The sequence below is a fragment of the Stenotrophomonas sp. Nf1 genome, assembly GCF_003028475.1.
In the GTDB taxonomy this organism is placed as follows: Bacteria; Pseudomonadota; Gammaproteobacteria; order Xanthomonadales; family Xanthomonadaceae; genus Stenotrophomonas.
Window position 1 is genome coordinate 283221 of the sequence record NZ_PYTV01000002.1, and the last position, 25585, is coordinate 308805.

Annotated in this window: 17 protein-coding genes; 9 read left to right on the forward strand and 8 right to left on the reverse strand. The window is 67.6% G+C overall.

The annotated features are described in order from the left end of the window. Position 1 precedes the first annotated feature (1 nt). The 4 genes from C9412_RS05190 (at position 2) to C9412_RS05205 (ending at position 6076) form a co-directional block, all read left to right on the forward strand. Complete coding sequence (locus C9412_RS05190; protein WP_107230637.1) at positions 2 to 1660, forward strand: tyrosinase family protein; 1659 nt, start codon at positions 2 to 4, stop codon at positions 1658 to 1660. A gap of 288 nt (positions 1661 to 1948) precedes the next feature. After that, positions 1949 to 2953, forward strand: coding sequence for a M23 family metallopeptidase (locus tag C9412_RS05195; protein WP_219906180.1), 1005 nt, complete (start codon positions 1949 to 1951; stop codon positions 2951 to 2953). 94 nt (positions 2954 to 3047) lie between these two features. Next, a complete protein-coding gene (locus C9412_RS05200; RefSeq protein WP_181358664.1) occupies positions 3048 to 4211 on the forward strand; it encodes a M23 family metallopeptidase in 1164 nt (387 codons plus the stop codon). A gap of 140 nt (positions 4212 to 4351) precedes the next feature. Then, a complete protein-coding gene (locus tag C9412_RS05205) occupies positions 4352 to 6076 on the forward strand; it encodes a diguanylate cyclase (protein WP_107230639.1) in 1725 nt (574 codons plus the stop codon). Between the two features lie 24 nt (positions 6077 to 6100). On the opposite strand, the gene C9412_RS05210 is transcribed toward C9412_RS05205, so the two are convergent. Together C9412_RS05210 and C9412_RS05215 are read right to left on the reverse strand one after the other, a co-directional pair. Further along, complete coding sequence (locus C9412_RS05210; protein WP_258190001.1) at positions 6101 to 7228, reverse strand: crosslink repair DNA glycosylase YcaQ family protein; 1128 nt, start codon at positions 7226 to 7228, stop codon at positions 6101 to 6103. Positions 7229 to 7240: 12 nt separating this feature from the next. Further along, on the reverse strand, positions 7241 to 7843 hold the full coding sequence (locus C9412_RS05215) for a TetR/AcrR family transcriptional regulator (RefSeq protein ID WP_107230640.1): 603 nt from the start codon (positions 7841 to 7843) through the stop codon (positions 7241 to 7243). A gap of 240 nt (positions 7844 to 8083) precedes the next feature. Here C9412_RS05215 and C9412_RS05220 point away from each other — a divergent pair, with 240 nt between their 5' ends. Further along, positions 8084 to 10291 (forward strand): TonB-dependent siderophore receptor, encoded by a 2208-nt coding sequence (locus C9412_RS05220; RefSeq protein WP_107230641.1) that lies wholly within the window; start codon positions 8084 to 8086, stop codon positions 10289 to 10291. A 59-nt stretch (positions 10292 to 10350) separates the two neighbouring features. Here C9412_RS05220 and lanKC read toward each other — a convergent pair whose 3' ends face one another. Together lanKC and C9412_RS20855 are read right to left on the reverse strand one after the other, a co-directional pair. Continuing rightward, positions 10351 to 13050, reverse strand: coding sequence for a class III lanthionine synthetase LanKC (lanKC, locus tag C9412_RS05225; protein ID WP_107230642.1), 2700 nt, complete (start codon positions 13048 to 13050; stop codon positions 10351 to 10353). Positions 13051 to 13219: 169 nt separating this feature from the next. Further along, a complete protein-coding gene (locus tag C9412_RS20855) occupies positions 13220 to 13345 on the reverse strand; it encodes a hypothetical protein (protein ID WP_012511180.1) in 126 nt (41 codons plus the stop codon). Between the two features lie 256 nt (positions 13346 to 13601). Between C9412_RS20855 and pip the strand changes: the two genes are divergently transcribed. Next, entirely contained in the window at positions 13602 to 14549 is a 948-nt protein-coding gene (gene pip / locus C9412_RS05230; protein ID WP_107230643.1) for a prolyl aminopeptidase, read from the forward strand. Between the two features lie 725 nt (positions 14550 to 15274). On the opposite strand, the gene C9412_RS05235 is transcribed toward pip, so the two are convergent. Genes C9412_RS05235 through C9412_RS05250 form a run of 4 tightly spaced genes read right to left on the reverse strand, consistent with a single transcriptional unit; the run spans position 15275 to position 21598 of the window. After that, positions 15275 to 16633, reverse strand: coding sequence for a heavy metal sensor histidine kinase (locus C9412_RS05235; RefSeq protein WP_107230644.1), 1359 nt, complete (start codon positions 16631 to 16633; stop codon positions 15275 to 15277). After that, the gene (locus tag C9412_RS05240; RefSeq protein ID WP_107230645.1) at positions 16630 to 17319 is read right to left on the reverse strand and encodes a heavy metal response regulator transcription factor; all 690 of its coding nucleotides are present in this window, start codon (positions 17317 to 17319) and stop codon (positions 16630 to 16632) included. The genes C9412_RS05235 and C9412_RS05240 overlap by 4 nt, the downstream gene beginning before the upstream one ends. Next, positions 17316 to 20429 (reverse strand): multidrug efflux RND transporter permease subunit, encoded by a 3114-nt coding sequence (locus tag C9412_RS05245; protein ID WP_107230646.1) that lies wholly within the window; start codon positions 20427 to 20429, stop codon positions 17316 to 17318. The genes C9412_RS05240 and C9412_RS05245 overlap by 4 nt, the downstream gene beginning before the upstream one ends. Beyond that, positions 20426 to 21598: an efflux RND transporter periplasmic adaptor subunit gene (locus C9412_RS05250; RefSeq protein ID WP_107230647.1), complete on the reverse strand. Its 1173-nt coding sequence runs from the start codon at positions 21596 to 21598 to the stop codon at positions 20426 to 20428. Before C9412_RS05250 ends, C9412_RS05245 begins: the two co-directional genes overlap by 4 nt. Before the next feature lie 257 nt (positions 21599 to 21855). Between C9412_RS05250 and C9412_RS05255 the strand changes: the two genes are divergently transcribed. The 3 genes from C9412_RS05255 to mgtA all read left to right on the forward strand — a co-directional run bounded on the left by C9412_RS05255 (position 21856) and on the right by mgtA (position 25557). Further along, the gene (locus C9412_RS05255; RefSeq protein WP_107230648.1) at positions 21856 to 22152 is read left to right on the forward strand and encodes a hypothetical protein; all 297 of its coding nucleotides are present in this window, start codon (positions 21856 to 21858) and stop codon (positions 22150 to 22152) included. A 283-nt stretch (positions 22153 to 22435) separates the two neighbouring features. Beyond that, the gene (locus tag C9412_RS05260; protein ID WP_107230649.1) at positions 22436 to 22735 is read left to right on the forward strand and encodes a hypothetical protein; all 300 of its coding nucleotides are present in this window, start codon (positions 22436 to 22438) and stop codon (positions 22733 to 22735) included. A 62-nt stretch (positions 22736 to 22797) separates the two neighbouring features. After that, a complete protein-coding gene (gene mgtA / locus C9412_RS05265) occupies positions 22798 to 25557 on the forward strand; it encodes a magnesium-translocating P-type ATPase (protein ID WP_107230650.1) in 2760 nt (919 codons plus the stop codon). The last annotated feature ends 28 nt before the right edge of the window (positions 25558 to 25585 follow it).

The window sequence follows — 25585 nt, forward strand, 5'->3', positions numbered from 1 at the left end:
TATGCGCTACACACGTCGTGATTTTCTTGCCAGCACCGCCAGTGCGTCGCTGGCGTCACTGATCGCACCCGGGGCCTGGGCCAGCGGCGCCGCGCCGGCCGACAAGGCCGTGCAGGCACGCTACCACCGCTATAACGTCACCAGCCCCGAAGGCCAGCGCATGCTGAAAAGCTATGCGCGCGGCATCGAGGCCATGCTGAAACTGCCGGCGAGTGATCCGCGCAACTGGTTCCGCAATGCCTTCGTGCACCTGATGGATTGCCCGCACGGCAACTGGTGGTTCTACGTCTGGCACCGTGGCTATGTGGGCTACTTCGAGCAGACCATCCGCACGCTCAGTGGTGATCCGCAGTTCGCGATGCCCTACTGGGACTGGACCGAGCTGCCGCGTATTCCGCCGACGATGTTCGATGGGGTGCTGTCGCCCACCGACAGCGCCTACGCCCCCTACACACGCAACCTGGCGGTGTTCACCCGCTTCATGCGGCCGGCGCTGCAGCGTTACTGGGAATCGCTTGATGCCGGGCAGCGTGGACAACTCAAGCTGCGCGGCTATCTCACCGCGGACGATGTGTGGAACGATGTGACCGGGTACAGCGCCACGGAAAAGACCGGCATCTCCGGCAACGCGGCCTACGCGATCACCTGCGGCGCGCGCTATCTGTGGCGGGAAAATCCGGGCCTCGACGACAAGACGCGCTCGGCGGTTTCACCCGACACCATCCATTCCGGGCTGTCGCCGGTGGAGTTCTACAACGCCGATGTCAGCCGCAGCTTCACCAGTTCGCGCACGGCCTCGCACGTGGTGCAACCGGATGGCGCCACGAAATTCTCGGTGCTCGAAGGCTTCCCGCACAACAAGGTGCACAACTGCATCGGCGGTGTCGGCGCGGTCGATCCCGGCCCGTACGGCAACATGACCAACTTCCTGTCGCCGCTGGATCCGATCTTCTACCTGCACCACGCCAACATGGACCGCCTGTGGGATGTGTGGACGCAGCTGCAGTACCAGCGAGGCAAGCCGATCATGCCGGTGGACGTCGAGCAGCGGCGTCAGTTCATGAACGAGCCGTTCCGCTTCTTCGTCAACGCGCAGGGTGGCTTCGTCGGCGAGCGTCCGGCCAGTGCGTTCTTCTCCACCACGGCCTTCGACTACGACTACGTGTACCCGGGCCGCAACGACCTGCTGAAGACCGCCGCGCAACCGGCCGCTGCCGGTGCGGTGCGGCTGGTGCGCGGCACGCGTTCCGATGGTGCGGTGCGTGTGGCCATTCCCGATGAAGCGGTGCGCGCGCACCTGGCATCGACAGGGCCACGTCAGCTGATCGCCGAAGTGACGCTGGAGCGCCCACGCGGGTTGAACAACACCCGCGAGTTCGACGTGCTGATCAACGCGCCCGCAGGCACCACCTCGGTAGCGGCCGACAGCCCCTACTACGCGGGCACCGTATCGTTCTTCGGCCCGAGCATGCCCGGCATGGACCACAGCCATCCCACCACGTTTGCGGTGCCGTTGCCGCAGAAACTGGGGGCACTACAGGCACTCAACGCCGCCGCTGGCGGCACGACCACACTGGAGATCCGTCTGGTTGCGTCGTCCGGCCAGGCGCCGCAGACGTTCCCGGTGCTGGATGCCTCCATCCTGGTGGCACCGCAGTAATCGCAGCCGGCGTGCGGGGGGCGGCTGGCCCCGCCTCCCGCACGCCGCGCCGCGTCACCGCGTACACTCGGCCATCGCTCATGATCGCCCGGTATCAACATGGCCAAGCCCGCCGCCCTGCCCTTGGTGCTCCTGCTCGCTGTGACCACGCCCTGGGCCCTCCACGCGGCGCCCGCCCTGCCCCTGCCCCAGGGCTGCACCACTGCAGATGCGGCGGGTGCACCGGCTCCCGTAGGCACCGGCGCGAGCCCAGCATTTCCGCCGCCGCAGCTGGAGGTGCGCACGCCGGTGGCACCTTCCGTGTTCGATGCAGGCGGCCTGCACTACCTGGTCTACGAGCTCCAGCTGTTGAACGCCTCGGAGAGTCCGATGCTGATCCAGGCGCTGGACATCAGCGGCGACAGTGCGGACGGCCCTCGCCTGCTGCGCTCGCTGTCCGGCGCGGAGTTGTCTGGCGCACTGCGCATGATCGGCGGTGGATCACTGGACGCGGCACAGCCACTGCCTGCCGGGCGCTCGGCCACCGCCTACCTCTGCCTTGCCTTCGCGCGCACGCAACCGGTTCCCACGCAGCTGGGGCATCGCCTGCGGCTGGACAGCGGCATCGCCGACGGCCCAGCTGTGCCGACCCGGGGCACCCGGGTGAGCGTGCTTGCCAGCCCCGTACGTGGCCAGCACTGGCTGGCCGACAATGCCCTGGCGCTGGACCGTCATCATCGGCCCGGCCTGTTCGTGGCCGGCGGCCGCGCGCAGATCTCGCGGCGATACGCCATCGACTGGAAACGGCGCATCGATGCGGCCGTCCTGAGCGGCGATCCGCTCGACGTGCGCAGCTACCACGCCTATGCGCAACCGGTATTCGCGGTGGCCGACGCGGTCGTGGTGCAGGCACGCGACGGACTGCCCGACAACGTCCCGCGCACCGCCGCCGGCTTTACCCCGGCGCTGCCGCTGAGCATGGACACCCTGGCGGGCAACACCGTGGTTCTGGATCTGGGCGATGGGCAGTACGCCCACTATGCGCACCTGCAACCCGGCAGCGTGGCGGTCAAGGCCGGCCAACGGGTGAGCGCTGGCCAGCGCCTCGCACGCATCGGCAACTCGGGCGACGCACGCTGGCCGCATCTGCATTTCCAGGTATCTTCCGGCGCCGACATCATGAACAGCGAAGGGCTGCCCTTCGTGATCCGGCAGTTCCGTGCCCGCGATGCGCAGGGACACTGGACCGAGCGCGCGAACGAGTTCCCGCTGGGTGATGGCGAGCTGGCCTTCGGCGATCCATGGATCCGGTGAGGGCCGGCCACCGGAACGCCGTACAGCGCGCTGCGTGGCGCCCTATGATGGGTCCCTCGCGCCCGCCCGGCGCCACCCACCCGGGAATTGCCGCATGACCTGCCGCACCCTGTCCGCCACCGTCCTGATGCTGCTGGCGGCCCCGCTGCTTGCCGCCCCCGCCACCACGCCCGCTGCGGCCCCGGTCGAGGCGCGGGTACCGTTCGCGCCGTCGGTGTTCACCGGCAGTGACGGTGCCCGCCACCTCGCCTATGAACTGCATGTCAGCAATTTCTATGGCGATACCGGCTCCCTGTTCCCGGAGGATCTGCAGGTATTCGCTGACGGCGACGCGCAACCGCTGTTGAATCTGGATGCCAAAGGGCTATCGGCATGGACCCGCCCCGCCCCTGCCGACGGAACCCCGGTCACCGTCGCCGCCGGCAAACGCGCGGTCATCTATCTGTGGCTGACACTGCCGCCAGGCGCTGCGGTGCCGACCACACTTCGCCACCACATCGATTTCCGCAACGATCATCAGCAACGGTTTGCCCTGGAAGGCGCTGTGATCGCGACGCAGCCAACCGTTCCACCCGTACTCGGCCCACCCTTGCGCGGAGGGCGCTGGCTCGCCCATGAAGGCCCCGGGGCGGCGCAGTCGCATCACTGGGGCAGCCTGGTGGCGGTGAACGGCGCGCTGACCATCCCGCAGCGGTTCGCGCTCGATCTGGTGGGGGTGGACGCACAGGGCCGCGCGGTGCACGCCGCCCCCGAGCGCCTGCAGCACACGCGCCACCAGGACTGGGTCGGTTACGCGGCACCGGTCATCGCGGTGGCCGACGGCGTGGTGCGCGATGCCCGCGATGGCGAACCGGAGCATGCGCCACTCACTGCGCAGCCGGAGCCCGCATCGCTTACCGCAGCCGGCCTGTTCGGCAACTACGTGGTGCTGGAAATCGCGCCCGGCGTGTTCGCCAGCTACGCCCATCTGCGCAAGGGCAGCATCAAGGTCAGGCCCGGGCAGACGGTGCAGCGTGGGCAGGCCCTGGCCGAGCTCGGCCAATCGGGCAACTCGGCGGCACCGCACCTGCATTTCCAGCTGAGCAACAGCGTGCACTTCGAGGGCTCGGAGGGGATTCCCTATGTCTTCGACCGTTTCCAGTACTACGGTCCGGAATCGGAGGCGCAGCTGTTCGGGCAAGGGCCTGCCTGGAACAGCCCGTCGCCGCAGCCACGCCGGCAGCAGCTGCCGCTCAACGATGTGGTGATCGGCTTCTGATCGAGTCGAGGCGTGCGGACCGACGACTGCCCTCGCCTCACGCTGGCATCACCTGTGCTTGGCACTAGATAACATCGGCGGCGCTAGCATCGCCGGTGCCGTCGCAGCCTCCCGCCCACGCCCCTGCCCTGTCACGCACCATGGACGAAGCCGACCGACTGCTTGAAATCGACCGACTGAGCCTTCTGGATACGCCGCCGGAGCCGGTGTTCGACGCCATCGTCGCAGCGGCCCGTTCCGCCACCGGAATGACCATGGGGCTGATCTCGGTGGTCGCCGAACAGCGCCAGTGGTTCAAGGCCAACATCGGCCTGGAAGGTGTCAGCGAGACCTCGCGCGACATCTCCTTCTGTACCCATGCCATCGAACAGGACACCCTGTTCGAAGTCGCCGACGCGCGCCAGGACCCCCGCTTTTCCAGCAACCCGCTGGTCACCGGCGGCCCGCGCATCCGCCACTACGGCGGCATCGCGCTGGGCTCGGCCTATGGCGCGCGCATCGGTACCCTGTGCCTGCTCGACCCGATGCCCGGCGTGCTGTCACCCTCGCAGCGCGAGCTGATGGTGCACCTGGCGCGGGTCACCACCCAGGTGCTGGAACAGCGCAGCGCACTGCTGGCGCAGGTCGGCCAGGCCAAGGCACTGCATCGCGAACTCAAGCGCAGCGAGGACTTCCTGGAGCGCACCAACCGCGCCGCGCGCGTGGGTGGCTGGGAGCTGGACCTGCACAGCAACGAGGTGCGCTGGACCCGCGAGACCAAGCATATCCACGGCGTCCGCGGCAATTACCAGCCCACACTGGAATCGGCACTGTCGTTCTATCGCGCCGACAGCCGCAGCATCATGCAGAGCGCGGTGCAGCGCTGCGTCGACGAAGGCACGCCCTGGGAAATACAGCTGCCAATGACCACCGCCGACCAACGCCACATCTGGGTGCGCGTGGTGGGTGGACGGCAGCAGGTCGATGGCCACACACGCCTGGTCGGCGCGATCCAGGACATCACCGACGAGCGCGCCGTGCTGGATGCACTGGAAGCCAGCGAAACACGCTATCGGCGCCTGTTCCATTACAGCCTGGGCCTGATCTGCACGCATACCCTGGACGGCACGCTGACCTCGGTGAACCCGGCGGCCGTGCAGTCGCTGGGTTTCGAGGAGAGCCAGATGGTCGGGCGCAGCCTCGGCGCGCTGATGCCAACAGATCGCCGCGACGCGTTCGACGCCTACCTGGCACGCATCGCCGCGGCGCACACCGATTCGGGCGTGATCGAGCTGATCGGCGCCGATGGCCATCGCCGCTACTGGGCCTACCACAATGTGCTCGACGAAGAGGCCGATCCGCCCTACGTGCTGGGGCATGCGCAGGACGTCACCGCGCTGCGCCAACAGGAGCGCATCCTGCGCGAGCTGTCCCAGCGCGACCCGCTGACCCACTGCCACAACCGCCGCTACCTGCATCGGCTCGACGCCCAGCTCGACGCGAGCTGGGCCTGCCTGCTGTTCGACCTGGACCATTTCAAGCAGATCAACGATCTGCAGGGGCATCGGCGCGGCGACGCGGTGCTGGTGGAGTTCGCCACCTTCCTGCGCCGGCCGCTGGCCGAACGCGAGGTCGTGGTGCGGCTGGGCGGCGATGAATTCCTGGTCGTGCTGGATGCCCCGCCTGCGCGCCTGGCCGCGCTGGAAGGCTGGTACCGGCAGCATGCCGCCGCCGCACCCACGCCGTTCTCGATGGGCAGCGCCGAGCACCGCCCGGGTGAGGCCGTGGCCGAGACCATCCATCGCGCAGATACCCAGCTGTACCGGACACGCGCCCGCATCCGCCAGCAGATGCGTCCGGTGCAGGCGCCCGATTCCGGGCACTGAACGCCGCCTCCGCTGCCGCCGGTGCTAGCGCCCGGCCGCCTCCAGGAACACGCGCATCCGCTCCAGCTCGTCCTGCAGGGCCCGGCCAAACACCCGATCGCGCGCCAGCGATCGCCCGGCATAGCCCACGCTCGAGGCCAGCTCGCCGTCGCGTACGCTGAGATTGGCCCAACCCACCACCTGGTCGTGCCACAACAGCGGCAGTGCGTAGTAGCCGTACTGGCGCTTGGGTGCAGGTGTGTACGCCTCGAACCGGTAGACCCAGCCCCACAACTGCTCGAAGCGGCGGCGATCCCACACCACCGGATCGAACGGTGCCAGCAGGCGCACCTGCTCGTCCGGCGCGTGCCGGCGGGAGCGTGGATTCTCATCCGCCGGCCAGTACCACGTGGTGCCGTCCAGCGTGCAACTGGCAAGCTGCTGCCTGGCCAGCTTCAACGCGTGCCGGGTCTGCTTGGCCAGGTGCGGTGCGCCATAGCCCAGCAGGCGCACCAGATAGGTCAGGCTGGCCGACGGCAGTGGCGCGTACTTGCGCACCACCAGGTTGACCAGCGCCGCCGCGCGCTCGATCTGCGCGGCCTCGCTGGCATCGGCCTCGGCGTGGTCGGCCAACGTGTAGATGCGCGTGCCACTGTCGCGGCGCTGCACGCGCAACAGACCGCGGTAATGCATGCCGTCAAGCAGCTGGGTGCTGGCATTGCTGGTGCCCCCCCAGTAGTTGGTCACCCGGCCATGCGCGAAGGCCTGATCGACTTCGCGCGGGTGCACACTGCCGCGTTCGCGCACGAAGGCCAGCACATCGTCTGCACGGCGCCGGGTCTGCGCATCCCACGCGCGCCGGGACACCCGCGGATGCATCAGCGCCAGATGCTCACGCGGCAGGAAACCGTAGTTGACCAGGCAGTCTTCTTCCACCGGCAGGCGCGCATAGCGCCGTTCCAGATCCCCCGCGCGGTAGTCCTTCACCCGGTGCCGCAGGGTCAGGTCCTGCGCACGCGCCGGGGCGCGGATCGGGTCGGCCTGGACGAAGCCGAGCCGCCGGATCGCCGCCATCAGCGTGGTGGGGGCGAACAGGGTGCGCGCCACAGCGAAGCGGCGCAGGTCATCGAGGGTGGGCGTGGCAGGCATGGCCGCATTGTAGATCCACGCCATGCGCGGATGGGGTCACGGCGATAGGTCCGCGCCGTCCTCTTCCAATACCTGCAACGACCCGATCACCAGCGCACGCAGGCCCTGCTTGAACTCGGTGATGACCTGGCCATCCTCATCGTCGGCGATTGCGTAGATCGTGTCGGCACCGGCGATGCAGTGGAACGCCAGGGTGGCCAGGAGCCAACGCGCCTTGTCGATCGGCAGCCCATACACCTCGGCCACATGCACCTGGTGGGCGGCGATCTTTTCCAGCATCGGCGTGGTCGCCACCGAACGCCGCAGCAGATACGGCGGCAGCCCGGGATGCGCCTTCACCACCTCGCACAACGACGCCACGAAGGTCAGCAGGTAGCCCTGCAGTCCGCCCGCGGCATCACGCGATGCGCGCGGAATCTGCCAGCGCTGGAACACGGCATCGGCCACCAACCGTTTCAATGCCTCCAGATTGGCCACGCGCTTGTACAGCGCGGCCTGGCTCACCGCCAGTTCGGCAGCGACGGTGGCCATGGTCAGGCCGGGCAGCCCCAGGCGGATGCCGATGTCGGCCAGACGCTCGGGGGTGATGGTGGGCGGCCGGCCACGGGGCGGCAGTATTGGATCGGGTTGCGTACTCATAGCGTTGGCAGGGTGACAGCAAAGGGACCCTCTTGTCCGCTTCCTGTGATTTAGTTTATTTTACTCAACTAAATGGAAGTGCGCCCGGCCCGTCGCCGTGGCCCACACCCGAATCGAGCCGGTGGCTCATCTCCCGCCAGGTCCCCACCCAGCCAACAACCCTGCGCTGCGCCCTCTTCCCGTGCTTGCCGATGGCAGCGCGCCAGGCGCGTTCGCGCCTGCGATCTACAGGAACCTGGCATGACCGTGTTTGATCTACCCGCTTCGCCCGTCCGTCCGGCCATGGCCGCTGCGCGGCTGCCGACGCCTCCGCCGGGCGCGGACCGGCGCCACCGCGTTTCGGCCCTCACGCTGGGCCTGCTGGCCTCGTTCGCCGCATTGGCCGAATCTGCCGAATCGGCACCGTCCACCCTGCCCTCGGTGCAGGTGCAGGAACAGCGGCGGGTCACCAGCGACTACGCCGGCGGACAGGTGGCCGGCGGCGGCCGTGTCGGCCTGCTCGGTGACAAGGACTTCATGGACACACCATTCAGCACGGTCAGCTATACCGAAGCGTTCATCCGCGACCGCCAGGCCCGGGACATCACCGAGGTCATTGCCGCCACCGACCCCACGGTGTTCAGCAACGGCGTCACCGGCTCGTGGAGCGAGAACTACGCCATCCGTGGCTTCGCCTCCAGTACCAGCGACACCACCTTCAACGGTCTCAGCGGCATGGCGCCGTTCTACCGCACCTCGCCGGAAATGTTCGAGCGCATCGAGGTGCTCAAGGGCCCGTCGGCGCTGCTCAACGGCATGCCGCCGGGCGGCTCGGTGGGCGGCGCGGTGAACCTGGTGCCCAAGCGTGCCGGCGAGCAGCCGCTGCTGCGGGTCAGTGCCAACTTCGCCTCCGATGCGCAGTTCGGCACCCATGTGGACGTCGGCCGCCGGATGGGCACCGACAGGCAGTTCGGCATCCGCTTCAACGGTGCCTGGCGTGATGGCGACGGTGCCGTCGGCAAGCAGCGCAAGAAGGTGCAGCTGGGGTCGCTGGCACTGGACTGGCGCGGCAGCCGTGCGCGCCTGTCGGCCGATCTGTACAGCGCCGACGACCGCATTGACGGCCCGGCGCGCGGGGTCGGTCTGGCCCCGGGGGTGGCGATTCCGCGCCCGCCGCGCGGCGATACCCTGATCAACCCGGACTGGGCGTACGTGGACAGCCGGGACAAGGGCGCGATGCTGCGCGGCGAGCTGGACATCAATGACAACCTGATGGCCTACCTGGCCTATGGCACCAGCAGGACCGACTACCGCTACAACGGCTCGATCAGCGCACAGGTGCTCAATCCGGCCGGCGATTTCAGCACGGTGATCGGCCAGCTGGCGTTCGATATCCGCAAGCAGTCCGGTGATGCCGGCCTGCGCGGCACGTTCCGCACCGGCAGCGTCGGCCACCAGTGGGCCGCCAACGTGACCCACTACCAGCACACCCAGAACGACTATGGCCGCCGCAGCGTGCCGGGCTGGGACTGGACCACCAACCTCTATCACCCGGTGTGGGGGCCGGCCGCGCCGTTCATCGCGCCGCACATCTCGCACACCGAGCTGCGGCTGGACAGCCTTGGCGTCGCCGATACCCTGTCCTTCGCCGATGAACGCGTGCAGCTGACGCTGGGCGTGCGTCGCCAGCAGGTACTCAGCGAGACCTTCAACGTGGCCACCGGTGCGCGCACCTCGCGCTATGACGAGAGCGCCACCACCCCGGCGGCCGCGTTGCTGGTGAAAGCCAGCGACACCGTCTCGGTCTACACCAACTACATCGAAGGCCTCAGCCAGGGCGCCACCGCACCGATGACCGCGGCCAACGCTGGCGATGTGTTCGCACCCTTCCGCACCAAGCAGAAGGAGCTGGGCCTGAAGCTGGACCGGGGCAGTTTCGCGCACACCTTCAGCGTGTACGAGATCAAGCGCCCGAGCAGCTACACCGACCCGGTCACCAACATCTTCTCGTTTGGTGGCGAGCAACGAAACCGTGGCGTGGAATGGGGCTTCTTCGGTTCACCGCTGGACGGGGTGCGCCTGCTGGGTGGCCTGGCCTATGTGCAACCGAAGCTGACCCGTACCGCCGGCGGCGTGAATGAGGGCCGCATCGCCACTGCCGTGGCCCAGCGCCAGGCCAAGCTGGGCGTGGAATGGGATGTGCCGGCGTTGCAGGGGCTGACCCTGACTGGCAATGCGACGGCCATGTCCAAGCAGTACATCAGTGCAGACAACGGCCTGTCGGTGCCGGGCCGCACGCTGTTCGATGTGGGCGCGCGCTACAGCACGACGATGGCGGGCCGGCCGTTTGCGCTGCGTGCCACGGTGAACAACGTGGCCAACAAGGCGTACTGGGGCATGCCCCTGCTGTCGAGCCTGGCACTGGGTGCGCCGAGAACGGTGCTGCTGTCGGCGACGATGGATTTCTGAGGCGCCTGGCCCGTCCAGGACGCGACGTTGCCGGGCAGCGCACCGGCAACGTCGCAGGATCATGCGGCGGGTGTCGGCGACGGCTCCAGCAGTTCATCCAGCATCAGCAGGCGACGGCGGCGGTTCTGCAGTCGATCCAGGAACACACCAATGCCGGAGCCGCCCATGCCGAAGTCGTTGCAGAGGCGATAGTGTGCCGGCCCGGCAAAGGCGATGCCTCCCTCACAGTCGATCGCGTGTGGCAGGATCGCCTCGGCCTGGTAGAAGGCGGCATGAGCGAAGCGCTCATCGCCGAGGAAATGCGCCATGTCCAGCATGAACTCACCGAAGCCGGCATTGCCGCTGTCCTGCCAGATCTTGTTGGTGACCCGTGGCCGCACCGAATGCGCGCAGTCCAGCGCCGCCTCGCGGAAACGCTCACGCCCGGTAGCAACGAAGTGGCGCAGGCAGGCCATGCCGATGCCCGCCGATCCGAAACGGGTATGCGGGCTGGCCGGCGCGGCCGGTCCGCTTTCAACGTGCGTGGGCCATACCGTTCTGCCGGCAATGCGCAGGCCATGGGCGAGATCGAAATCCAGTGCATCGGCGGCCGCATCGAGATAGCGCTGCGCGCCGGTCGCCTTGCCCAGATAGGTGAGGAACAGCGCGATCCCGCTCTGCCCATCGCCCAACCCCAGACCAGTGCGGTCCCCGGCCTTCCAGTACAGGCCGATGGCAGCGCGCTGCCCCTGCTGCAGCATCGCATCGCCGATGCGCGCCGCCGCCTCAAGGTAGGCCGGGTCGCGCAACGACCGCCAGGCGTGCAGATTCAGCAGGCCCAGTCCCGCAGCGCCGAAGTACAGCCCCGGCAGCACCCGCGCGGCCGGGTCATCGTTGATCTCGGCCAACAGGCGGCGCGCCGTGTCCGGGCGGCCTGCGCACATCATCAGCAAGGCGACGCCGCCGCGGCCGGAGTACAGGCCGCTCGGGCATCGTTGCGGGGTGGCACCGCGTTCGATCCAGTCCAGCACAGCCGGCTGCAGTTGGCCGCTCCGTTGCAACAGAAACATGGCAACGCCGGTCGCGCCGAACTGCAGCGAGACCGGGTTGGTCATGAACATCTGCAGGCCCGCCGGCCACAGGCGATCGCTGCGTGAGAGATCGCAGGTCGAGCCCAGGTAGCGTTCGTAGCCGTCCAACACGGCAGCAATGCGCGCGCGCGTCTCTGCTACCGGCGCTGCCAGCTCCAGCAGTTGCGCGCGTGTCGGAAACATCAATCGGTCCGGGGCGGGCGCCGGCGCCTTGGCCAGGTGTGCCAACGCACGCGCGATACTCCAGCGCTCATCCACGTCCTGAAGCGTCAGGCCCGTCACGATTTCGTGCAGATCGGCGGGCAGGCCCAGATCATCCAGCACCTGCCGCAGCTTGCGCTCAAGCAGGGCCTCACGGCTCAGATCCAGGCCGGAGGCACAGAAGGTGATCATGTCCAGAATGAGCGCGCCGAACGCATAGTGATCCTCCTGCACCGTAGGGCGCTGCGCTTCCAGCTGCTGCTGCGAGGCGTAGCCCGGTGTCCAGCCCTTGGCCCAGCGCGAGTCGACACCGATCTCGTGCGCGAATTCCAGATCGATGAATTTCACGTCCCCATCAGCGGTGAACATCACGTTGCTGCGGGTCAGGTCGCGCAGCACGACGTCATGGTCGTGAACGCACTGGAGCGCCTCGCCGATCTGGCGGATCTTCGTGCGGATACGCTCAAAACCGTCGCGCGACCGCTGATCCTCATCGGCAAAATAGAACGCCATCGCACTGTCCCACAGCGTGATCGCCTCCAGCTGCTCCTGGACCAGGAACCAGTTGTTCCATTCCTTGAACAGGTCCACATACACCGGCACACGTCCGGTCCCGGACAGCTTCTGCAGGATCCGGGCCTCACGCTGGATCGCATTGACCATGCCGTTGGGCACTTCGCTGCCATCGGCAGCGGAAAAGCCACGCACCTCGCGGATGACGACCTTGCGCCCGGTCGCGGTATCGCGCCCGTGATAGATGCCGCCGGTGCCGTTGAACTTCAGCACCCCCTTCACTTCATAGCGGCCGTTGAGGGTGATCGGCCCCTGCGGTGACTGCGGCGCCGCTTCGGCAGCGCGGGTGACCGGATCGATGACGCCGGGCGGCAACCGGAATGCCGGGCCACGCACGTCTTCCTGCCATGCGCCGTCGCTGAGCGGGTAGCCCTGCTGCAGACTGCCATAGGGATCCGGCCGCGATACGCCGGCATGCGCGCCATACCGGTAGTAGACCACCGTGCTGTCGGCGTAGGGGCGATCGGTCAGCACATGCGGGCCGGCCAGATCGCAGGTGGCCTGATGCAGCTGTGGCAGCAGCGCCTGGAACTGCTGTGGGTCCTGCGGGTAGATCGTGATGAACTTGCCCACCTGGAAGCGCGACCATCCCTTGCCCAGCGAAAGCCCGAGCATGAAGGGGTCGGAGCAGAACTTGAACGCCACGCCGGCCTCCAGCACCACCGGCAGGATCGCAGACAGCGTGCGTTCGGCGTTTTCAGGAATGCTGGACAAATGGATCTTCCAGCCGTGGCTGGCCGCTACGCTCTGCGCAGGACGACAGGTAGTCCAGAAGCCCCGCGCCTGCATCGTCCAGCTGGATGGCAAGCGGCTGCGCGCGATTGCCGCATACTCATCGGTCGGCCGGTAGCGGTCCGGTGATTCAAAATGCAGGCTGTCAGCCAGCGTGTACAGACGTGCCGTTACCTCACTCACTCCACACCTCCTTGTCGACACGGCGGGATCCACCGTGTCCGCATCGCACGCGCCGACAGACTGCACCGTCCACCCAGGTGAACGGCGCAGCGACTTCAACCGTTGAAGACTTCGCCACCGGCGCGGCGGACGCCGGCCGGTGGCAGAAGGTTCAGGGCAGCCCGATGGACTACGCCTTGTCCGAACCTTCGTCGATGCCCAGGCCCGAGCTGTACCAGGACAGGCAGACCACACACTCGGCTTCAGCTTCCAGCGACTCGATTTCCAGCGACTGCAGAGCAAGTACGTTGTTCATTCTTCACTTCCTTATTTTGTTGGGAGATGAACACTGCTGAATGCGGCGTCGTGATTGATCCTTGTTAACGCCGCCTGAAACTTATAAGCGCGACTCCAAATGCTGTCAAACGCGCTTGCAGCAATTTCAGTTGCGCATGCATCGCACCGTGTGTACGCGCATCGGCCAGTGCATTTACAGCATCGGCAACGTGGCATGCCCTGTGCTGGCACGCAGAGGGCGCTATGCTGGCGGCCCCGTTCGTGAGACGCCTGCCATGCGCACCCTGTATCCCGCCATCGAGCCCTACCGCGAGTTCACGCTGCCGGTCAGCGATCTGCACACCCTGCACGTGGAAGAATGCGGCACGCCCGGTGGCATCGCAGTGGTGTACCTGCACGGCGGGCCCGGCGCCGGCATCTCGCCCACCCATCGGCGCTTCTTCGACCCGGCGCGCTACCGCATCGTGCTGATCGACCAGCGCGGCAGCGGACGTTCCACCCCGTTCGGCGAGCTGCGCGACAACACCACGCAGGATCTGGTGGCCGATATCGAGAAGGTGCGCGAGCACCTGGGCATCGAGCGCTGGCTGGTCTACGGCGGCTCGTGGGGCTCCACGCTGTCGCTGGCCTATGCGCAGGCGCATCCCGAGCGGGCCACCGGGCTGATCGTGCGCGGCGTGTTTCTCGGCCGCGAGATCGAGAACCGCTGGTTCGCCGAAGTCGATGGCGGTGCGCGCTGGATCTTCCCGGAGCGCTGGGACCGCTACGAGGCCCATATTCCCGAGGCCGAGCGCGGCAACATGATCGAGGCCTACTGGGCACGGCTGGACAGCCCGGATGAGGCCACCCGCATCGCCGCGGCCCAGGCCTGGCTGGGCTGGGAAGACAACGCCGCCACGCTGCAACACGAGGTGGACGCCGAATCCAGCGATGACCCGCTGGATACCCTGGCCAAGGCACGCATCGAAGCGCACTACTTCCGCAATGGCATTTTCCTGGAGCCGGACCAGCTGCTGCGCGGTATCGACCGCATCCGCCACCTGCCGGGCGTGATCGTACAGGGGCGCTACGACATCATCTGCCCGCCGCGCAGCGCCTGGGATCTGGCCAAGGCCTGGCCGGAAGCACAGCTGCGGATGGTGACTTCGGGCCACAGCGCCAACGAAGCGGCCACGACCGATGCACTGGTGCGCGCCACCGATGCGTTTGCGGACAGAGTCTGACGGGACATCGAGAGCGATCGGCCGCGAATCCGTTGGGTTCGTGAAGAATCGGCCGGGGAAATGGCTGGCACCCCGCTCCTGGTAGAGTCGACCGCTGGTCGACTAACGCGCGCAGCGCGGGCTTTCCAGCATCGCGCCAAGAGCAGTCGACCAACGGTCGACTCTACCCAGCGGAATTGCTTCAGCCGACCCCGTAATGGCCGGCACCCCGCTCCTGGCAGGGTCGACCGCTGGTCGACTCACGCGCGCAGCGCGGGCTTTCCGGCATCGCGCCAAGAGCAGTCGACCAACGGTCGACTCTACCCAGCGGGATTGCTTCAGCCGACCCCGTAATGGCCGGCACCCCGCTCCTGGCAGGGTCGACCGCTGGTCGACTAACGCGCGCAGCGCGGGCTTCTCGGCATCGCGCCAAGAGCAGTCGACCAACGGTCGACTCTACCCAGCGGGATTGCTTCAGCCGACCCCGTAATGGCTGGCACCCCGCTCCTGGTAGGGTCGACCGCTGGTCGACTCACGCGCGCAGCGCGGGCTTTCCGGCTTCGTGCGAAGAGCAGTCGACCAACGGTCGACTCTACCCAGCGGGATTCCTCCAGCCGACCCCGTGATGGCCGGCACCCCGCTCCTGGTAGGGTCGACCGTTGGTCGACTAACGCGCGCAGCGCGGGCTTTCCAGCATCGCGCCAAGAGCAGTCGAGCAACAGTTGACTCTACCCAGCGCGATTCCTTCAGCCGACACTGAATCCCACCGTGGTCAGTCCGTCCTGGCTGGCCACGAATACTTCACCGCCGTGCAGCATGGCGATGGCCTTGACGATGGACAGGCCCAGCCCGTGATGACGCTCGCCTCGGTACTCGCGGGCTTCATCCACCCGGTAGAAGCGCTCGAACAGCAACGGGAGGTGTTCGCGGGCGATGCCGTCGCCCTCGTTCAGCACCGCAATGCGGGCACCGTTGCCTTCGGCCTGCAGCTGCACCCGCACCACGCTGCCAGGCCGCGCGTGCTGCACGGCGTTGTGCAGCAGGTTGGTCAATGCACGCCTCAGCAGCGACGGATCGATGCGTGCGCTGGCATCACCTTCAATGCGCAGGGTCAGCCCTGCCTCCTCGAACAGCAGCTCGAGGAACTCCCCGGCCGTGGCCACCTCTTCGGCCAGGGACACGGTGCGGGTGTCCATGGCGATGTCACCCTGCCCGGCACGCGACAGGAACAGCATGTCGTTGACGATCGCGCGCAGGCGCTCCAGCTCTTCAAGATTCGACTGCATCACTTCCTGCAGGTCGGCGCTATCGCGCGGCCGCGACAGCGCGACCTGGGTCTGGCCCATCAGGTTGGCCAGAGGCGTGCGCAGTTCATGCGCCACGTCCGCATTGAAGGCATCCAGCCGCGTGTAGGCAGCTTCCAGTCGATCCAGCGCGCCGTTGAAGGCTCCGGTCAGGTGACCCAGCTCGGCCGGCAGCCCCGCAGTGTCCAGCCGCTGCGACAGCCGCTGGGGACTGAGTGAGCGCGCTTCGTCGGACAGCGCCCGCAATGGCGCCAATCCCAACCGCGCGATCCAGTAGCCCAGGCCGGCCACCAGCAGCACGCCCAGCACACCGGCCACCCACAGCGCTACGGCAAACCGCTGCAGTGCATGCGTATAGGGCTCGGAGTCGATGCCGATCCACAGGTCCACCGGCGGCCGCACGCCCTTGCCCGGCACGCGCTCGTAGAGCGTGCGCAGCGGGTGCGCACCGTCACGCTGCAGGGTCCCCATCCCTCCGTCATGGCTGCCGGGGGGTTGCACCTGCGGCTGCGCACTGCCGATACGGAAGGTCGGGTCATCGCTCCAGGCCCAGACCAGCGTGTCACGGTCACCGGAAATCAGGTTGCCGACCTTCTCGCGCACCTTGGTCCAGCGCTCACGGGTATCGCACATCGCCACGCTGCCGCTCACTGCGTGCAGCTTGGTCTGCAGCTCGGCATGCTGATAACGCACGACCTGCCGTTCCAGCACGCCATACACACCGATGCCGAGCAGGGTGAACACCAGCAGCGCGGCCACAGCGAACATCGCCGACAGGCGCTGCGCGATCGACCACCTCATCGCGGCCCGTCCTCGTCCTCGCGAACTTCCAGCACATAGCCCATCCCGCGCACGGTATGCAGAAGCTTGCTGGGGTACGGGCCATCGAGCTTGCCGCGCAGGCGCTTGATCGCCACTTCCACCACGTTGGTATTGCTGTCGAAGTTGATGTCCCAGACCTGCGCGGCAATCACCGTCTTGGACAGGATCTGTCCACGCCGCTGCGCCAGCAGGGCCAACAGCGCGAACTCCTTGCCGGTCAGATCCAGGCGTGCGCCGTCACGATAGGCGCGGCGTGCCAGCAGGTTGACCTGCAGGTCACCCACCTGCAGTTCGGTCGGCTCCTGCTGCCGGCCACGTCGCACCAGTGCCTGCAGCCGTGCCAGCAGTTCGATGAACGAGAACGGCTTGACCAGATAGTCATCGGCGCCCTGCCCCAGCCCGTGCACGCGGTCATCCACGCGATCACGCGCGGTCAGCATGATCACCGGGGTCTGCTTGCTGCGGCGCAGTTCACGCAGCACGTTGAAGCCATCCATGCCCGGCAGCATCACATCCAGCACGATCACGTCGTAGTCGAATTCGCGGGCCAGGTGCAGGCCGGTCACGCCGTCGGCGGCCAGGTCCACCGCCCAGCCCTGCTCACCCAGGCCGGTGCGCAGGTAATGGGCGGTCTTGCTCTCATCCTCGACAATAAGCAGTTTCATCCGGGCTCCGTCAGCGCGGCACCTTCCGCTGCCCTGCGCTCGCGACGACGTTGCAGGAACAGCCGGTCCAGGGCCAGGTAGATCACCGGGGTACTGTACAGGGTCAGCAGCTGGCTGATCAGCAGGCCGCCGACCACAGCCACGCCCAGCGGCTGGCGCAGCTCCGAACCGGTGCCAAAGCCGATCATCAGTGGAATCGCGCCCAGCAGCGCGGCCAGCGTGGTCATCATGATCGGGCGGAAGCGGGTCAGGCAGGCCTCGTGGATCGCCTGCAATGGCGACAATCCGCGGTTGCGTTGCGCGTCCAGCGCGAAGTCGACCATCAGGATGCCGTTCTTCTTGACGATGCCGATCAGCAGCACGATGCCGATCAACGCCATGATCGAGAACTCCAGCCCCCACAGCCACAGCATCAGCACCGCGCCGATGCCGGCCGAAGGCAGCGTGGACAGGATCGTGAGCGGGTGCACGAAGCTCTCGTACAGCACGCCGAGGATGATGTAGACCGCCAGCAGCGCGGCCAGGATCAGCCATGGCTGGCTGGCCAGCGATTCCTGGAACGCCTGCGCGGTGCCCTGGAAGCGGCCGCTGATGCTGGCCGGCATGCCCAGCTGGACCTGCGCCTGTTCAACCAGCTGCACCGCCTCGCCCAGCGATACTCCCGGGGCCAGATTGAACGACAGATTCACCGCCGGCAGCATGCCGTTGTGGCTGATCGACAACGGCCCGTTGCCCGGCGGCTGCACCTGGGCCACCGCCGACAGCGGCACCATCTGCCCGGTCAACGGCGAGCGCAGGTGGAAGTAGGACAGCGCGTCGACCTCGCCGAGCAGGCTCGGCGCGATCTCCAGGATCACCCGGTACTGGTTGGTCTCGGTCTGGAACTCGTTGATCTGGCGCTGGCCGAACGCATCGTAGAGCACCTGGTCGATGTCATTGGCGGTCAATCCGAACCGCGCCGCAGCGGTGCGGTCGATCTGCAAGCGGGTGACACTGGCGCCGACCTGCTGGTCGTTGGATACATCGCGCAGCTGCGGCAGGCTGCGCAGGCGCTCGGTCAGCTGCTCGGCCCAGCGCGACAGCTCGCGGCTGTCCTGTCCGCGCAACGCGTACTGGTACTGGGTGCGCGCCGGCCCTGCGCCCAGATTGATGTCCTGCGCGGCGCGCATGTACACGGTGATGCCCGGCACGCTGGCCATCTTCGCGCGCAGGCGGTCGATGAACGCATGCACGTCCACATCGCGGTCGCCGCGATCCTTCAGCACGAACCAGAAGCGGCCGTTGGACAGGGTCTGGCTGCCGCCGGTGGCGCCCACGGCATGGTTGTAGGCCTGCAACGCCGGGTCCTCGGCGGCGATGGCGGCCAGCTGCCGGTGCTTGGCGGCCATCTGCTCGTAGCCGATGTCCTGCGCCGCCTCGGTGGTGGCGATCACGAAGGCGGTGTCCTGCAACGGGAAGAAGCCCTTGGGGATCATCACGTAGGACGCCACCGCCACCGCCACCGTGGCGCCGAAGCCGAGCAGCACCGTACGTTGATGGCCCAGTGCCCATTGCAGGCTGCGGTCATAACCGGCCAGCAGCCGCCCGGCCAGCGTGTCCTGGCCATCGCGGTGGGTCGGCATGCGCTTCATCAGGTGCGCGGCCATCATCGGCGCCAGCGTCAGCGAGGCCACGATCGAAATCAGGATCGCCACCGTGATGGTCAGCGCGAACTCGGCGAACAGGCGCCCGACCACGCCGCCCATGAACAGCAACGGGATGAACGCGGCGATCAGTGACAGGCTGATCGAGACCACGGTGAAGCCGATCTCGCCGGCGCCCTTCAGCGCCGCTTCCATCGGCCCCAGTCCGGCCTCACGATGGCGGTGGATGTTCTCCACCACCACGATCGCATCGTCCACCACGAAACCGACCGCGACCACCAGCGCGACCAGGGTGAGGTTGTTCAGACTGAAACCGGCCACATACATCGCCGCGAACGTGGCCACCAACGCCACCACCAGCACCGCACCGACGATCAGCGTGGCCGACAGCTGGCGCAGGAACAGCCCCATCACCAGCACCACCAGCACGATGGTCAGCACCAGGGTCAGTTCCACTTCGTGCAGCGAGGCGCGGATGGTGCGCGTACGGTCATTAAGCACCTCCACATCGACACTGGCCGGCAGATTGGCGCGCAGCGCCGGCAACGCGGCCAGCACCGCATCGGTGGTGCGCACGATGTTGGCCCCCGGCTGACGGCTGATGATCAGGCCCACCCCCGGTTGCCCGTTCGGCCACGCCTGCACATATGCGTTCTCGGCACCGTCCACTACCTGCGCCACATCGCCGAGCGTTACCGGCGAGCCATCGCGGTAGGCCACCACCAGCTGCCGATAGTCCTGCGCGTCGAACAGCTGGTCGTTGGCCTCGAAGGTGGACGTGCGCTGGCCGCCCATCAGCGCGCCCTTGGCCTGGTTGAGGCTGGCGTTCTGGGCCACGCCGCGCAGATCCGACAGGGTCATGCCCATCGCTGCCAGCCGCTCGGGCTGGGCCTGGATGCGGATGGCCGGGCGCTGCTGGCCGACGATGTTGACCTCGGACACGCCGCTGATCTGGCTGATCGAACGCGCCAGCCGACTCTCGGCCAGATCGCTCAGTTCGGTCATCGACATCTGCGCCGAGACCACGCTGAGCACCAGGATCGGACTGTCGGCCGGGTTGACCTTGCGCCAGGTCGGCAGGTTCGGCAGATCGCTGGGCAGGCGCCCGGCGGCAGCATTGATCGCCGCCTGCACTTCCTGCGCGGCAGTGTCGATGTCCTTTTCCAGATCGAACTGCAGGGTGATCGAGGTACTGCCCAGCGCACTGGTGGAGGTCATCTCGATGATGCCTGGCACACCGGTCAGCTGGGTTTCCAACGGCGTGGCGACCGCCGAGGCCATCGTTTCGGCGCTGGCCCCGGGCAGGTTGGCATTGACCCGGATGGTCGGGAATTCCGCTTCCGGCAGCGGCGCCACCGGCAAGCGCGGCAATGCGGCCACGCCGAGCAGGATCACCGCCAGCGTCAGCAGCGTGGTGGCCACCGGATGCCTGACGAACCAGCTGGACAGCGAAACCCGCGCGCTCACGGTGCGGGCCCGCGCTGGGTCGCCGGCGCAGACGCGGCCTCGGCAACCACCACGCCCGGACGCAACCGCGACTGCCCATCACGGACGATCACATCGCCCACCCGCAGCTCGCCCTGCACCGCCACTTTGCCGTTCTCGGATTCACCGACGCTGACCGGCAGCACTTCGACGCTGCCATCGGCCACCACCCGATACACAAAGCTGCCCTCGATGCCGCGCTGGATCGCGGCGGCGTCCACCACCAGCGTGGCCGCGCTCTGCCCGGTGCGCACGCGCACGCTGACCAGCTGGCCCGGCCACAGGCGATCATCGGCGTTGGCAAAGCGTGCGCGCAGGCGCACGGTGCCGGAGGTTTCCTCCACCTGGTTGTCGATCACCTGCAAGGTGCCGTCGGCCAGCAGCTGGCCGCCATCGCGGTCCAGCGCCTGCACCGGCACCACCCCGGCCGCAAGGGCCTGGCGCAGCTGCGGCAGCGCATCCTGCGGCAGCGCGAAGACCACCGAGATCGGGTCGGTCTGCTGTACGGTCACCAGGCCCTGGGTATCGCTGGCGCGCACCAGGTTGCCCGGGTCGACCTGGCGCAGGCCGATGCGGCCGTCCATCGGCGCCAGGATGCGGGTATACGACAGCTGCACCTGCGCGGCATCCACCGCCGCCTGGTTGCCGCGCCCGGTGGCCTGCAGCTGCTGTACGGTGGCGGCCTGCTGCTCCAGCATCTGCCGCGACACCAGCTGATCGCTGGACAGGTGCTGCAGGCGCGCCAGATCGGAGCGCGCGGCATCCAGCGTGGCCCGATCGCGGGCCACCGCGGCCTGCGCCCCACCCAGGTCGGCGCGGATCGCCCGATCATCGATGCGTGCCAGCAGCTGCCCCTTGCGCACCTTCTGACCTTCCTCGAACAGCACCTCGGTCAACACGCCATCCACCTGCGGCCGCAGCACCGTGCTCTGCAGCGACTGCACCGTGCCGACGCTACTTCGCCAGTGGGCGATGTCCTGTTGTTCGACGCGACCGGTGACCACCGGCACCGGCGGTGGCGCGCTGGCCGGTTGCGCGTCTCCGCGCGACACACCATGGAACAGCATCAGCAGCGAGAGCGCGACCAGCAGCAGCGCCCCCAGAGCCAGGTGACGACGACGCAATCGTGCGGACAGCAGCGGGATTCGCATTGTGGGGGTCCATGCCGGTGCCGGCGCGGGGGCTGCGCGGGCCTGTTGCCATCCTCTCCGGCCGGCTCCGGCACCCTGCTGTCGCCTGCCTGACAATTTCGACAGGTGGATCTCCGATTGCTGCGCGCAGGCGCGGGTGAACGGGGTCCCAATGCCAGCGCCGGCAGCGCACGATTCTTCGCGTACCCCTTACAGATCGGCGCCGATCATCCGCCGGTGGGCGCCGTAGTGGCTGCCCCCGCCAACAGGAGCACGCCATGACCGGTTTCCGTTTCGTTCCCGCCGCCCTCGTTGTTGCAGCCGGCCTGCTGCTGGGGGCGTGTTCCAAACCACAGGAGCCCAGCAAGACCGCCGCCGATGAGGTGACCCAGGTAAAGCTGATTCCGCCGTATGAATCGCTGGACAAGGACAAGGACGGCATCGTCACCCTGGCCGAGGTCGATGCGGTGGCACCCGATTGGGCGCAGCGCCTGCATGCCTGCGATACCGACCGTGACAAGACGCTGACCCGCGGCGAGTACGACGTGTGCAGGAACACCAGCGGCTCGCACTGATCACGATTCCGGCGCGGCCCCGGCAGCCGGCTATACCAAGGTATAGCCCGGCTAACCCACGGGCCTCTAGGACTGCCCCATTCACGGGCGGACAATAGCGCCACTGGCCAGGGCAACCCCGGCCTGCCACTTCCCTCAAGGAGACGCAGATGGACCCCGACCCTGCCGGGCGCGATGCGCCCCGCACGCCCGCTTGCTGCCTGTTCCTGGCGCCTGCCCGCTGGTCCCTGCCTGCCTGAGTGACGGGGGACCGCCAGGCGCCGCCTGCCTGGAGATCGCCCCCATGTCCTACAAGATCCTCTACATCACGTTGCGCCGCCTGATCGGTGAGCGCGATGTCGCCGCCCTGCGCAGCCAGCTGCTGCAGCACGGCCCGGTCATGTTCGCCCGCGCCCTGTCGCTGGGCTCGCCACGCGTGGTGGCCGATGCGCTGTCACTGCTGCCGATCAGCGAGCGCATCAACGTGTTGCGCCACCTGCCCTACCCGCTGCGCGATGCGATGAAGCCGCTGTGCATCGGCGGCAGCCAGCGCCTGCACATGCAGCCATGGTCGCCGGCCGTGCTGGCCATGCGCCACGCCTGAACTGTTCCGCCCCATCCGTTCGTGTTCCGGCCGCGGCCGGCTCTGACATTCGAGGAGTTCCCATGAGCCTGCTCAACGCCTGGTTCAATGCCTTCCTGCGCAGCCGTCGCGCAGGCAATCTGTTCGGCCGCCGCGCAATGCCCGAGGCTGGTTTCGGCCCGGGCAGCGCGGACGCTGCACCGTTCACGCTGACCACCGGCCTGGTCACCCTCGCCCAGCAGGATGAAGCGCAACTGCTGGACACGCTGGCCTCGCACGCCGATGGCCTCAGCGCGCACGAAGCCGAGGCACGCTTGGCCTCGCTCGGCCCCAACGAGGTGGATCACGAAAAGCCGCTGCCGTGGTGGCGGCACCTGTGGCAGTGCTACCGCAATCCGTTCAACCTGCTGTTGAGCGTACTGGCAGCCGTGTCGTGGCTGACCGAGGACGTCAAGGCGACGATCGTGATCGGTGCGATGGTGCTGCTCTCCACCCTGATCCGCTTCGTGCAGGAAGGCCGCTCCAATCGGGCCGCCGAGCGGCTGAAGGCGCTGGTCGGCAATACCGCGCGCGTGCTGCGACGCACTCCGGGCACCGAGGCGGCCGATGTGGCCGACCAGTACTTCGGCGCGCATCTGCACAGCCGGGGCCCGGCGCGGCTGTTGGACCTGCCGATCCGCGAGCTGGTGCCCGGTGACCACATCGTGCTGTCGGCCGGCGACATGATTCCTGCCGACTGCCGCGTGCTGACTGCCAAGGATCTGTTCGTTGCACAGGCGGCGATGACCGGCGAATCGCTGCCGGTGGAGAAGTTCGCCCACCCGGGCGACGGCCTGGCCGGTCTGCTGGAACAGCACAACCTGTTGTTCATGGGCACCAATGTGGTCTCCGGCACCGCCACGGCGGTGGTGCTGGCCACCGGCAACCGCACCTACTTCGGCACGCTGGCCCAGCGCAGCACCGCCACCGACCGCGCGCCCACCGCCTTCCAGGCCGGCGTCAACAGTGTCAGCTGGCTGTTGATCCGTTTTGCGCTGGTGATGGTGCCGTTCGTGCTGCTGATCAACGGCTGGACCAAGGGCGACTGGACCGAGGCGTTCCTGTTCGCGCTGTCGGTGGCGGTAGGCCTGACCCCGGAAATGCTGCCGATGATCGTCACCTCCACCCTGGCCAAGGGCGCGGTGCTGTTGTCGCGGCGCAAGGTGATCGTCAAGCGCCTGGATGCGATCCAGAATTTCGGCGCGATGGAGGTGTTGTGCACCGATAAGACCGGCACCCTCACCCAGGACCGGATCGCGCTCGAGCGGCACACCGATGTATTCGGCCATGACTCGGAGGACGTGCTGAAGTTCGCCTACCTCAACAGCCACTTCCAGACCGGGTTGATCAACCTGCTCGACCGCGCCGTGCTGGAGCATGTGGAGCTGCAGAGCTCGCTGCGGCTGTCGCAGGACTACCACAAGGTGGATGAGATTCCGTTCGACTTCCAGCGCCGCCGCATGTCGGTGGTGGTCTCCGAACGCGAGGACCACCATGAGCTGATCTGCAAGGGCGCGGTGGAGGAGATGCTGGCGGTGTGCAGCACCGTGCGCGAGAACGGCCAGGACATGCCGCTGGACGAGCAGCGCCTGGCCCGCGTGCGGCAGACCACCGAGGAGTTGAACGAACAGGGCCTGCGCGTGGTGGCAGTGGCGATGAAGGAGACCGCCGCCAGCCAGAGCGTGTATTCGCAGGCTGATGAGTGTGCGCTGACCCTGGTCGGCTACGTCGCTTTCCTCGACCCGCCGAAGGAATCGGCCGCACAGGCGCTGCAGGCCCTTGCCACGCACGGGGTGGAGGTGAAGGTGTTCACCGGCGACAACGAGCTGGTCACCGCCCGCGTGTGCGCCCAGGTCGGGCTGGATGCCGACACCATCCTGACCGGCCCGCAGATCGAGCGCATGGATGACGGCGCGTTGTCGCGGGCGCTGCACCATCACCGCGTGTTCGCCCGGCTGACGCCGTTGCACAAGGAACGCCTGGTGCGCGAGCTGCGCGCCCAGGGCAAGGTGGTGGGCTTCCTCGGCGATGGCATCAACGACGCCCCGGCGCTGCGTGCGGCCGACATCGGCATCAGCGTGGACAGCGCCGTGGACATTGCCAAGGAGGCCGCCGACATCATCCTGCTGGAAAAGAACCTGATGGTGCTGGAGGAAGGCGTCATCCAGGGCCGGCGCACGTTCAACAACATGCTCAAGTACATCCGCATGACCGCCAGCTCCAACTTCGGCAACGTGTTCTCGGTGCTGGTGGCCTCGGCGTTCCTGCCGTTCCTGCCGATGCTGCCGTTGCAGCTGCTGGTGCAGAACCTGCTGTACGACATCTCGCAGATCGCCATTCCGTTCGACAACGTGGATGAAGAGCTGGTGCGCAGGCCGCTGAAGTGGAATCCGGCCGATATCGGGCGCTTCATGGTGTTCTTCGGGCCGATCAGCTCGATCTTCGACCTGACCTGCTTTGCGCTGATGTGGTACGTGTTCGACGCGCGCAGCGCCGCCGACCAGAGCCTGTTCCAGTCCGGCTGGTTCGTGGTTGGCCTGCTGACCCAGACCCTGATCGTGCACATGATCCGTACCCCGAAACTGCCGTTCCTGCAGAGCATCGCCGCACCGCCGCTGCTGCTGATGACCGGCCTGATCATGGCCATCGGCGTGGCCCTGCCGATGAGCCCGCTGGCCGGCTACTTCAAGCTGCAGGCCCTGCCGGCCGGCTACTGGCCGTTCCTGGTGGCGATCCTGTTCGGCTATGCGGTGCTGACCACCGCGCTGAAGCGCTTGTACATCCGCCGCTACGGCTGGCAGTAACGGCCCGGCGCCATGTCCAGGGAGAAAC

Bases quoted from the DNA above. Each gene is read 5' to 3' on its own strand.
- C9412_RS05260 (WP_107230649.1), top strand. From the start codon at position 22,436: ATGTCCTACAAGATCCTCTACATCACGTTGCGCCGCCTGATCGGTGAG.
- mgtA (WP_107230650.1), top strand. From the start codon at position 22,798: ATGAGCCTGCTCAACGCCTGGTTCAATGCCTTCCTGCGCAGCCGTCGC.
- C9412_RS05205 (WP_107230639.1), top strand. From the start codon at position 4,352: ATGGACGAAGCCGACCGACTGCTTGAAATCGACCGACTGAGCCTTCTG.
- C9412_RS05210 (WP_258190001.1), bottom strand. From the start codon at position 7,228: ATGGCGTGGATCTACAATGCGGCCATGCCTGCCACGCCCACCCTCGAT.
- C9412_RS05215 (WP_107230640.1), bottom strand. From the start codon at position 7,843: ATGAGTACGCAACCCGATCCAATACTGCCGCCCCGTGGCCGGCCGCCC.
- C9412_RS05240 (WP_107230645.1), bottom strand. From the start codon at position 17,319: ATGAAACTGCTTATTGTCGAGGATGAGAGCAAGACCGCCCATTACCTG.
- C9412_RS05250 (WP_107230647.1), bottom strand. From the start codon at position 21,598: ATGCGAATCCCGCTGCTGTCCGCACGATTGCGTCGTCGTCACCTGGCT.
- C9412_RS05220 (WP_107230641.1), top strand. From the start codon at position 8,084: ATGACCGTGTTTGATCTACCCGCTTCGCCCGTCCGTCCGGCCATGGCC.
- C9412_RS20855 (WP_012511180.1), bottom strand. From the start codon at position 13,345: ATGAACAACGTACTTGCTCTGCAGTCGCTGGAAATCGAGTCGCTGGAA.
- C9412_RS05235 (WP_107230644.1), bottom strand. From the start codon at position 16,633: ATGAGGTGGTCGATCGCGCAGCGCCTGTCGGCGATGTTCGCTGTGGCC.
- C9412_RS05190 (WP_107230637.1), top strand. From the start codon at position 2: ATGCGCTACACACGTCGTGATTTTCTTGCCAGCACCGCCAGTGCGTCG.
- pip (WP_107230643.1), top strand. From the start codon at position 13,602: ATGCGCACCCTGTATCCCGCCATCGAGCCCTACCGCGAGTTCACGCTG.
- C9412_RS05255 (WP_107230648.1), top strand. From the start codon at position 21,856: ATGACCGGTTTCCGTTTCGTTCCCGCCGCCCTCGTTGTTGCAGCCGGC.
- C9412_RS05200 (WP_181358664.1), top strand. From the start codon at position 3,048: ATGACCTGCCGCACCCTGTCCGCCACCGTCCTGATGCTGCTGGCGGCC.